Origin of the sequence: Neobacillus massiliamazoniensis, from assembly GCF_001048695.1 — a bacterium.
Lineage (GTDB): Bacteria > Bacillota > Bacilli > Bacillales > Cytobacillaceae > Neobacillus > Neobacillus massiliamazoniensis.
Window position 1 is genome coordinate 77,431 of the sequence record NZ_CVRB01000007.1, and the last position, 11,244, is coordinate 88,674.

At 36.7% G+C, this 11,244-nt stretch carries 9 protein-coding genes; 1 reads left to right on the top strand and 8 read right to left on the bottom strand.

Annotated features, from left to right (window positions below; genetic code table 11):
- The first annotated feature begins 125 nt into the window (after positions 1 to 125).
- Complete coding sequence (locus BN1082_RS25610) at positions 126 to 2,144, top strand: methyl-accepting chemotaxis protein (protein ID WP_090640004.1); 2,019 nt, start codon at positions 126 to 128, stop codon at positions 2,142 to 2,144.
- 125 nt (positions 2,145 to 2,269) lie between these two features.
- On the opposite strand, the gene BN1082_RS25615 is transcribed toward BN1082_RS25610, so the two are convergent.
- The 8 genes from BN1082_RS25615 to BN1082_RS25650 form a co-directional block, all read right to left on the bottom strand.
- Positions 2,270 to 2,956 carry an ABC transporter ATP-binding protein gene (locus tag BN1082_RS25615; protein WP_090640007.1) on the bottom strand — a complete coding sequence of 229 codons (687 nt, stop codon included), beginning with the start codon at positions 2,954 to 2,956 and terminating at the stop codon, positions 2,270 to 2,272.
- A 1-nt stretch (position 2,957) separates the two neighbouring features.
- Complete coding sequence (locus tag BN1082_RS25620; protein ID WP_090640010.1) at positions 2,958 to 3,989, bottom strand: ABC transporter permease; 1,032 nt, start codon at positions 3,987 to 3,989, stop codon at positions 2,958 to 2,960.
- Between the two features lie 617 nt (positions 3,990 to 4,606).
- Positions 4,607 to 5,803 (bottom strand): FAD-dependent monooxygenase, encoded by a 1,197-nt coding sequence (locus BN1082_RS25625; protein ID WP_090640012.1) that lies wholly within the window; start codon positions 5,801 to 5,803, stop codon positions 4,607 to 4,609.
- Positions 5,804 to 5,998: 195 nt separating this feature from the next.
- Positions 5,999 to 6,592 carry a TetR/AcrR family transcriptional regulator gene (locus BN1082_RS25630; RefSeq protein ID WP_090640015.1) on the bottom strand — a complete coding sequence of 198 codons (594 nt, stop codon included), beginning with the start codon at positions 6,590 to 6,592 and terminating at the stop codon, positions 5,999 to 6,001.
- A 30-nt stretch (positions 6,593 to 6,622) separates the two neighbouring features.
- A complete protein-coding gene (locus tag BN1082_RS25635) occupies positions 6,623 to 7,513 on the bottom strand; it encodes an alpha/beta fold hydrolase (protein ID WP_090640017.1) in 891 nt (296 codons plus the stop codon).
- A 167-nt stretch (positions 7,514 to 7,680) separates the two neighbouring features.
- A complete protein-coding gene (locus tag BN1082_RS25640; protein WP_090640020.1) occupies positions 7,681 to 8,544 on the bottom strand; it encodes a MerR family transcriptional regulator in 864 nt (287 codons plus the stop codon).
- A 111-nt stretch (positions 8,545 to 8,655) separates the two neighbouring features.
- The gene (gene tnpB / locus BN1082_RS25645) at positions 8,656 to 9,831 is read right to left on the bottom strand and encodes an IS200/IS605 family element RNA-guided endonuclease TnpB (RefSeq protein WP_090640023.1); all 1,176 of its coding nucleotides are present in this window, start codon (positions 9,829 to 9,831) and stop codon (positions 8,656 to 8,658) included.
- Positions 9,832 to 10,026: 195 nt separating this feature from the next.
- Positions 10,027 to 11,190, bottom strand: coding sequence for an MFS transporter (locus BN1082_RS25650; protein WP_090640027.1), 1,164 nt, complete (start codon positions 11,188 to 11,190; stop codon positions 10,027 to 10,029).
- Positions 11,191 to 11,244: the final 54 nt, after the last annotated feature.

An 11,244-nucleotide genomic window follows, 5' to 3' on the forward strand; every position in this document is an offset into this window, starting at 1 on the left:
TTTTGAAATAATAATCAACCAAAGTTAACAACGATAATGCAGTTTTTACTACAAGTATCATTGACTATAATTATCAGTTTTCCAATCTAACAAGGCTATTACTTAGATACAGGAGGAGGAAAAAGATGGAACAAGAAATGAAGCGTACATCAAGATTCAAATGGAACAGTGTAAAAATGAAGTTGATTGCTGGAATGACAGCCGTGGCGTTAGTGCCAACGATTTCTTTATCCATTATTTCAAATGTAGTGGCACAAAAGGTTGTATATGATGGATTGTCTCAGTCTACTCTTCAAGCAACAGAACAAGCCAACGAAGGATTAACTTATAAATTGCAAGGGGTTGAAAGCCAATTAAATTTGCTTGTTAACAATATCAATTTTACAGAATATTACCAGAACCCCATGAATGCGCAATACGGCTTGGCATTGTTGAATGGAACATTAAAGTCAGATAATGAATACTTCAGTGTTTATTTTTCTTCTACAAAAAAAGAAACGGTATCGGCTCCAGATAACGTACCAGCCGGTTATGATCCTACCACTCGTGATTGGTATAAGGGAGCAGTACAAAACAACGGAAAAGTATTCATCACAGAACCTTATCGTGATGCAGGAACAAACCAAATAACTTTAACGTTATCGCAGGCTGTATTGGATAAAGATCATCAATTGGTCGGAGTTGCTGCCATTGACTTAGATATTGGTCAATTTTCAAAAGCTATCAATAATATTACCATAGGCGAAAAAGGATATATGTCCATCGTTGGCAAAGATGGAAGCTATATCTCCAATCCTGACGATAGTCAGGTTGGTTCCAAGTCCCTTACGAAACTTTCTCTATGGAACTCTATGAATGATAAATCGACAGGGTACAAGGAATACACGGTGAATGGTGTTGATAAGTTTTCTGCTTTCTCTACTAATAAACTCACAGGTTGGAAATTTATATCAACCTTAGATGCTGCCGAAATTCAAAAAGGGTCAAATCAAATTCGAAATATTGGATGGATTTTAACAGGAATCTTTGCTCTATTATCTGCAATATGTGCATATCTTTTGGGTAAGCGTATGTCAAAGAATATTATTTCTGTTAAAAATGCAATTGAAACAGCTTCAAAAGGAGATTTTACAGTAAGAGTAGCTGTTAATACACAAGATGAATTTAAGGAATTAGAACAGAGCTTTAATAAAATGATGGAGCAATTATCATCTGCTCTTCAAAAAGTAGATCAAACCTCGAACGTAGTTAGAGAAACGTCCTCTAACTTAGATATGATGACAAGGGAAGCAAATTCAGCCTTATCTGAAGTAGCTATTTCTATTAGTGAAATATCAAAAGGGGCAACGTTACAAGCTGAGAACGTTTATGTAAGTGCGGAACAAATGAGAGAACTATCTCAACAATTAGACGAAATCTCAGCCATAACAGAAGATATAAATAACGCATCACAACGTTCTATGGCATTAAGTAATAATGGTTTAGAGAAAGTTCATATCCTAACGGAAAAAGCGTCGGAAACCAAGTCTTCAACAAATGAAGTTTCCGTTATTGTGAAAGATGTTGAAGAACGAATGGCAAAAATTAATGCCATTGTTGAAGTCATAACCAATATAACAGATCGCACAAATCTATTATCACTCAATGCCTCCATAGAATCTGCCAAAGCAAAAGAGTACGGTTTGGGTTTTGCGGTAGTAGCAAGGGAAATACGCAGTTTATCCGACCAATCGAAAGAATCAGTCATTGAAATCAAGAAAATCGTATCAAACATTCAAGCGGTTGTGAAAAAGGCAGTAGAAGCGATGGAAAGAACCAATGAGGCCGTTAGTCATCAAGATGTAGCTGTAAAGGAAACCGAAGCTATTTTTACCGATATTTTATCCGCTATCAATGAATTAGCCAAAGGAATAGAAACGGTAGAAGGTTCGGTCAAAGATAGTAAATCCAACAAGGATAGAATCAGTGGAGAAATGGATAGCATTACCGCCGTCTCTCAAGAAACGGCAGCGGCGACTGAAGAAGTTTCCGCATCTGCAGAACAAATTTCAGGCACCATGAAAGTCTATATTCAACATTCAAATGGATTAAAAGAATCATCACAACAGTTAGAACAAGAGATTAAAAAATTCAAATTAAATTAAAAGAATAAAATAGAAATAGAGGCTGACACAAAAAGCCGTTAAATAACGACTATTTTGAGCCAGCCTTTCTATTTTAACAATTTGTTTTTTTGTAAGGGATTAATACTTGTCTATATCTATAGAATTTAAACTGCACTTTGCAAAATCTGTCCATCACTCATTTTAATGATAGAGTCAACATAAGAAAGCATTTCTTCATCATGTGTAACCATTAAGGTAGTAATGTTTAGCGTTTTAGTTAAATTTCGGATTAACATCATAACATCTTTAGACCTTTTTGAATCTAAACTTGCAGTTGGCTCATCCGCAAAGAGAACTTTTGGTTTATGGATAATTGCACGAGCAATTGCAACCCGCTGCTTTTCCCCGCCAGATAATGAAGATGGATAAGCATTTTTCCGATGGTCCATTTCAACTAATTTTAGTATTTTGTCAATTTCATTTTTTTGTTCTTGTTTCTTTAGTTTAGCTTCAGATACATCCAACATTAGCATTAGTTGCTCTTCTACTGTGAGAAAAGGAACAAGATGTGCAAATTGAAAGACGAAACCAAATTTACTTGCTCGTATTTTCCGTACTTGTTCTGGACTCATATTAGTCATATTTGTTCCTTCGAACATTACTTGCCCATCTGATGCGGGTTGAAGTCCTGCTGCTATTGTAAGGAGGGTACTTTTACCAGATCCTGATGCACCCACTAATGCTGTTATTTCTCCTTCTCTAAGGGAAAGATTAATTCCTTTTAGTATTTCTTCCTTCACTTCACCATTAGTAAACGTTTTTCTAACATCATCTATTGTAAATATTGCCATATTAAACCTCTCCTTGTTGTATTGCTTGTAATGGTTCCACTTTTTTAATTTGCATTCCTGATAGCGTAGCTCCAATAAATCCGATAATTAAGAAGACGATTGACAATTGTACTGTTGTTCCAGCGGTTAAACTAAAAGGCATTCCTTTAGGTGCAATCATATTAAAACCTTGACTGAGTACAATTGATATGGAAAGAGCAATAACTGTTATAAACAGCATTTGTGTCCACATCATTTTAAACAAGGCACTTGTTTTTACCCCGATGGCTTTGAGAATCCCGTATAAACCAATCTTTTGAACGTTCATCATGTAGAAAAAGATAGCAAACAACATTCCGCTAATAGCAACTAAAAACCAAATAATCATATTGAGAGACATTTGTTCTGCTTTATAACTCGCAATTGTATTAAGGAACTCATTCTTCGAAAATGATTGTAAGCCAGTGTAATGTGTTGAATCTCCACCCGGTACGAACATCAATTGCATTGCATTGACCCGGTAAATTTCTTTGTAGTCGTCCATATTAATATAAGCAACAGGCGCATGGCTGAATTTACTATTGTCTACAAAACCTTTTACAATAAACTTGCCATTGTACTGATTATTCGTTAAGGTATCTCCAACTTTTATACCTTTATCTTTCATAGATTTATCTAATACGATTTCCCCTTTGTTAACATTTTTAAACAAACTTGAATCGGTCGATGTAACAAAAGCGACGCTTTGTTGCTTACCAGCACTATCGTTCAAAAATCCCATTTGAATTGAAAATGCTGCAGCATCTTTGTGTTCATTTAAAACTTTATCTTGGGTACTTTGATCTATCTTTGACATATTATAGTTTTGGTTTGCATCTTTCGTCATATAAAATTGTCCATTTGGTAAATCTTTGATTAATGCAGCATTATCTTGAGATAATCCATTTGCCAAACCGGATATAATAAATGTTAAAAAACTAACAAGAAAAATGATTGAACCTAAAATCAAAAACCTTACTTTATTTTTCTTAATTTCTTTCCAAGCGATATTCATCTTAATTCCTCCAGTCTCTTTGGTACATGCTTAGTTTATAATCGCTATATGAACGGAATATGAACATGAAATTACATTTAAAGAGATTTTAACCGTGATAAAGGTAGAAATAACAAAAAGAGCATGTTTTGAAAAAAGATTGCTCAAAACATGCTCTTATAATATTTAATAGGATTAAAAAACGGATATGTGCCGTTTTTCCAATATATGTGCCGTTTTTACGATTTTATGTGCCATTTTTTAAATATATGTGCCGTTTTTAACTTTTATGTGCAATTTGATCCCGAGTACCCATTTTTACCGTTGAAAAGAGGTCCGATTATAAATTCTGAGACTCATTTTTTGGATTTCCACCTCGAAAAAAACAGATATGTGCCATTTTTGATTTTTATGTTCCGTTTTTCAAATATATGTGCCGTTTTTCGATTTTATGTGCCATTTTATAAATATTTGTGCCGTTTTTAACTTTTATGTGCCATTCTGGAATGGTCCTCTAAAATCAGTCACCAATAATCCTGTTTATCAATTTTTACAAGTAAATCAAAAAGCTGAATCAAAAGGTCCATAATTAATCACCTTTTTAGTCAGCTTCTTTTGATCAAACTTATTACAAATTATCAATAATCTTCCAGTGCAATCCCATTGGAAGCTTTTACTATCATTTTCGTAATCATCTTAAACATTGCGCCCATTAGAATCGGTAAACGCAACATTAAATTACGCAGCAAGATTTTTGATTTTGAGCTTTCAATCATGCCCCCAGCAGCTACTAGCCCTATTTTTTGATTTTCCTCAACAAATTTTCTCATCTCTTTTTCGTAGGAAACAAAGGCACGGTCGTAATTGCCTTGCGCAGCTTTCAGTTCACCAGCTAGTACATAAGCACCGACAAGTGCCAGGCTAGAGCCTTGACCCGAAAGAGGTGATGGTCCATATGCCGCATCACCTACCAATGTAATCCGCCCTTTTGACCATGTCGACATGTGAATCTGACAAATCTCATCAAAATAGAAGTCTGTCGCTTCTTTCATGGTTTTGAGAAGATTCGAAGTTTCCCAACCCCTATCACCTTGGAAAGCATTTTGTACAAGTTTCTTTTGGGCTTCCACATCATAGCGATCATACTTCAGTGCCTCTGATTTGAACACGAACATACCCTTTGCTTCAGTATTATCTCGAGCACTATACATACCTACAGTTTTGCCTGGCATCGTATACATCAGCGAGCTGTGGTCGATGTTAAGGTAATTCTCGAGGGTAAAAATCGAGATATAACAGCCAAGAGAACGTTTAAATTGTTCAGTGTCACCAAAAATTAAGTTGCGCACATTGGAATGGAGCCCGTCAGCACCAATGATCAGATCGAATGTCTGCGGCTTGCTACGAGTAAATTGGACTTCTGCACCTGCTTCAGTCTCATGTATAGCGGTAATCGAATCGTCCCAAATATATTCGATTGTATCCTTAGTCAAGTCGTACAAAATATTACAAAGGTCCTCGCGCATAATCTCGATGTCCAGCCCATGTTGGTTTCCCATACTCGCTTCACTTATTTGACCTTGGATTTTGCCTTTACTGTTCACGAAGTAAACACCAGTCATGCGTGTGTCAGCTTCACGAACTTGATCGAGAATCCCCATCTGCTTAAGCACCGTAATGGCTACACCACGGATATCAACACCATATCCACCTCGTCGCAATGCGGGCGCACGTTCTACTACAGTCACATCAAAGCCGTAGCGATGAAGCCAGTAAGCTAGTGCCGGCCCAGCAATGCTCGCACCAGAAATAAGGACGCGCATCTTTTGTTTCATAATTGATATTCACTCCTACCCTAATTAAAAGTAACCTTCTATTTTATTTAAAATTCTTCAAATGGCAAGATATGACCAGGGTCATTGGCAATTATTCAACGTCAATTTTTTCTGCTGCGAAAATTCCGGAAATGTTGCGGCTATACAAATTCATATGCATACTGTTCCAATAAATGTCTCTCTGTCCGTATGAATTTACTTGGTGACAAGCCGCATGACCATGTCGACTTCTGGAATCCGATAGTCACTGCTCTCCCTTGCATTCATAACCATGACTCCTGAAAGAATCGTTAAATAGCTCGAGATCAATTCCTCTAAATCGCCCGCCACGATCTCGCCTGCTTGTTGACCTTCCGCAAATAGAGGCATCAATAAATCTACATAAGCCTTCATGGAGTATTGGGTAAAAAGCTCTTTCACTTCATCTGGCACCCCTTCCGAGGATCGCGCCTGATAAATTAACAAGTAATAATACTTGCTCTCTTCCTCAAGAATGGCCTCAGTCAAAAATCTAATTTTCTCAAGCGGAGAAATTGGGATACTTTGAAGACTTTTAGTAGAAGTATAGGATATTTCCATCGCTTCCTTCACAAGTGCAATAAAAGCCTCATCTTTCGACTTGAAATAGTGGTAGAATAGCCCTTGACTTACGCCCGCCTCCGCGGCGATCATGCTGATTTTTGTCCCGACGATCCCCCACTGAGCAAAGACCTTAAGGGCTGCTCTCATGATCTGTTCTTTTCTTTCATCTCGAATCTGGTTCAATTGTTCTTTATTTAAAGGCGACATTGGTTGCTTACTCCTTTGCTTTGTAGAAACTTAACTTAAAAAATGCTGCTTTACTTGCTGTCCCACCACTTCAGGTGAATTTCGATTATTTGGAGCAAGGTGGCTTAATTTCGGGAGTACTAGCGTCTTGGTGTTAGGGATGGTCTGATCCAGCACTCTCATCGTGCTTCCCATAGACTCTGGATTTTTCCCGCCTTCAATTAATAGCGTATCTGCCTCAATAGCGCTGTAATGACTGAAGGTGGAGTCCAGACGACCTACTTCTTTGTGTTCATTCAGGGATTCTGGTAATAATCTTTCCATGTGCTTCCAATGATCTTTACGTAGCATTATTCGAAGGATTAGCTTCAAATACCAAATAGGTACCAGTTTCATTGAGTTTACTGGACTAAAAGCTCTTACAAAAAAAGCAAAAGCGCCGTAGGTGTCATTCTTATTTAGTGCTTTCTCATATTTAGGAAACCAAGTTGTTGGTATGGACCCATTGATGGAAACACCGGGCTCATAAAGGGCTATTTTCGTAAATAAGTTGTTCATTCTTGCTGTTTCCAAGGCAACAAGCCCTCCAAAGCTATGACCGAATAAATAGGTAGCTCCTGTTGCTTCTTGCACAGCTGTAAGATCTTCGCATTCTTTGCGAATGGAATACTCGTTTCCTTGTGGTCCGCTTATCCCTCGTCCTCGTCGATCGATCACATGAACAGTAAAAGAGTCTGCTAATTCTTGTGCAAAATGTGTTAAATCATCAGAGCTGCTAAGCGCTCCATGAAGGACAATTACACCTGGTCCCCGACCAGTACTTTTGTAGCCAATGACCGTACCATCCTTTGATATTACCGTTGAATGAGTAAATGAAGTCGCGTCTCCCCTACCAGAAATATCTATCCACCCCTTATTTTTAATTTTGAACGAATGATTCAATCAAAAATATCATAAAAGATTTTAAGTTTTCTGTCAATACATTGTAATAAGTTTTTTTATCGTGACAAAAAAGTTAGAACTTGCTTCTATTACCTTTTCAGCCTTCAAAATTAATTTTCATTATTGTACTAAAAAATGATATGTACGCTTTCATGTATTGGTTACCTTCAACTTTCCTTTGTATTCGTTGATTCTGTCATTCTTATTCTCATTTCAATCAGAAATTCTTCTTCTTGTTGATTAGGAGAATTATGAATGTGTATTAAAGATTCATATATATCGCCGATAACCGTTAATTGATGGAGCTCAACATAACTAATGAGTTTTTGTAAACTTAAAAAATAATCTTCTGTTGATAAGCTGTTAAAGGTAATACATACATATCTACCTTGTGGAATTTTTGCGACTTCCGTATCTTGCATACGTAATAAAATCTGTTTATTTGATAAAACAGGTGTAAATAAATATCGATACGTAACATCATCAATATGTGTATAAGGCTGATATGAGAAAATGGCACCATAACCATTGTTTCTAAATCCTTCTGTCGAGGCAGCAAATTTCTTTAATTTACTGTAAGAAGCATTTAAAATATTTATCGGATCAATCCCTTTTGCCTTTGTCTGTATTATTTGTATTTCTTCTTCATACGAAAGAAACACTTCATCAAGCGGAGGATATTCCTTCTGCCTTTGCAATCCCTTTTTAGCATTCGCAATAATTTGTTCGATTTCTATTAAAGAATCTATTTTTTCCCTCACATTTTTTTCTTGTTCCGTTAAAAAGGTGTAGAAATCATCTCTATTTAGTCCTTGTACCTTTTTCATTTCTTCTAATGGTGTCCCAATATATTTAAGTGATTTAATGAGATCTAGAAGGTAAATTTGGGAGTCTTTATAATAACGATAGTGAGTATCCGGATCGATATAAGCAGGTTTAAATAAGTTGATTTTATCGTAATAACGTAGGGCCTTAATCGAGATATTCACTAGTTTTGAGACTTCCCCGATTGTGTAAAGCTTTTCCTTCATTTCTATCACTTCCTTACTCTAAGTATATTGAACTACTCACCACTTAACACCCTTAAGGGTTGTTTGAAGTGGGAGATTCCTAAGAACACCAGTGTATCCACCAGTTATTGATTAGGCGATCCCCGCAGTCCCTGCGGTTAGAAGTTTTACGGCTTCATTTTTAAGATTGATTCCTGCATTAATATCTCGATTATGATGGGTATGACACTTAGGGCATTCCCATTCACGTAAACCGAGATTTTTAACGTCTTTGTTTTGATAGCCACAACAGGAACAAAGTTGACTGCTTGCAAAGTTTTTTGCAACGGTTACTACTTGTTTACCGTACCATTTCGCCTTGTATTCCATCATGCTTTTGAATTGTGACCATGATACTTCACTGATGGCTTTGGCAAGATGATGGTTTTTCATCATATTTGAAACGGACAAATCTTCCATGCCGATTACGTCGTGGTTTTTGACAATCTCGGTGGAGATTTTGTCCAAGTAGTCTTTTCTTGCATTCGCAATCTTTTCATAGATACGTGCAACTTTCCTTTTGGCTTTGTACCAATTAGATCCACCTATTGTACGTCTGCTCATCATCTGTTGTGCTTTGGCTAATTTTCCCTCTAAGGTGCGGAAAAACTTTGGATTAGAATAGATGGTTCCATTAGAAAGAATGACAAAGTCTTTTAAGCCAACATCAACTCCAATAGCCGAATTGGTTTTAGGTAATGCTGCTACTTCTGTTTCAGTCGCTAAAGAAACAAAATATTTCCCCGAAGGATTACGTCTAATGGTTGCACTTAGTATACGACCTTCCACCTCACGACTTTTAGCAAAACGGACAAGACCAAGCTTAGGTAGTTTAATATGTTGATCGAATACAGCGATGTTGTTATTTGTATACTTTGTCGTATAGGATTGAACTTTATTCTTTTTTGATTTAAAACGAGGCTGTTGATTCTGTTTTTTGTAATAGCGAACATAGGAATCACTAAGATTTTCTACCGATTTTTGCAAAGCAATACTGTCTACTTCTTTTAAAAAAGGGTAATGTTTTTTTAGTTCGGGAAGGGATTTGATTGTTTCGTATTTGTTTAAATATTGACCTTTCCAATTATTAGATGTAAGTTGACCATTCTGTTTCATTTCTTCGACAATATACCAGTAGGCATCTCTTTCTTTTTGTTTGCCGAGAAAAAAATTGAATACAAAACGTGAACAACCTATGGTTTTATTAATGAGTTCAATCTGCTTCTTGTTGGGATATAGGCGAAACTTATAGGCTTTATGAACTAACACGAATTCCACCTCGCTTCACAAAGAACATTTGTTCTTATTATACCACGTGATGGAAAGTTTTGGCTAACGCCAATCGAAATTCATCTCCCCTTATCGTTAGGCTGCGCCCTTCACACGATTGAAGAGGGAGTCTTCTTTCGAGAATGATAAAGAAGCGTATTCTTTTTAGTAAACAAAGAATACGCTTTTGATTACTTAAGCTGTGCGATATGATGGCTCTTTCCAAGCAAGGGTTAACCCAATACCGACTGATAATAAGACTGTTGCAAAATAAAACGGATAGTTTAAATTGATATCGAATAAAGTCCCGCCAATAATTGGTCCAATTACATTACCGATACTTGTAAACATTGAATTCATACCGCCAACAAATCCTTGTTCATTGCCGGCAATTTTGGATAAATACGTTGTCACAGCAGGTCGCATTAAATCAAATCCGAGAAATACTGTTGTTGTAACAAGTAAAATCGTAAAGTATGAGTTCACGGTTGTTACTAAAAATACAAGGATCGTCGAGAGAATGAGGCTATAACGAATTAAACGAATTTCACCTATCCATTTAGTAAAGTGATCGAATAATGCAACTTGAACAATCGCCCCTACAATGCCTCCGCCTGATATTATGATGGCAATGTCTTTCGATGAAAAGCCAAATTTATGATCGACAAATAGAGCAAATAACGATTCAAAGGCTGCCAAACCCAACTGTGTAATTAAAATAATCATGAAGGATATAAAATACTGAGGTGCAAAAATACGTTTAATCCCTGTTTTTTGCCCTTTTACTTCTTCATTTTCAGGATTTCGTTCTGGCTCACGAAGTGCAATAATAGATAAAACGGCTGCGAATAATGCTACGACTGCTGCACTGTAGAACGGTAAGCGAGAACCATACTCTGCTAAAAAACCTCCAATGCCAGGCCCAATAATATAACCTGTTGATATCGCTGCCGACATATATCCAAGCGCTTTTGCACGTGTATTAGCCGTTGTAATATCTGCAATAACTGCTGTTACAGCCGGCATCATGAATGCTGCACTTACTCCGCCAAGCATTCGAGAAATAAAAAGAACCTCAACTGTTTTTCCGATTCCGAATAAAAACTCCGAAAAACTAAAAATTATTAGACCAATAACGATCATCCTTTTTCGCCCAAATCGGTCTACCCAACGGCCTGCAATTGGAGACACAATTAATTGTGTGACAGCAAAAGCAGCCACCATATAGCCGACAACTGATCCAGATAAATTTAACTCATCCATAATTTTGGGTGTAACTGGAATAACAAGGCCAATTCCTAAAAAGGCAATGAATAGATTCGTCAATACGATAGCTAAGGTCATGTTTTGTTTTTGCATATTGCTCTACTCCTTAAAAAATACCTTATAAAACATAATGTAAAGCCTCCCCTA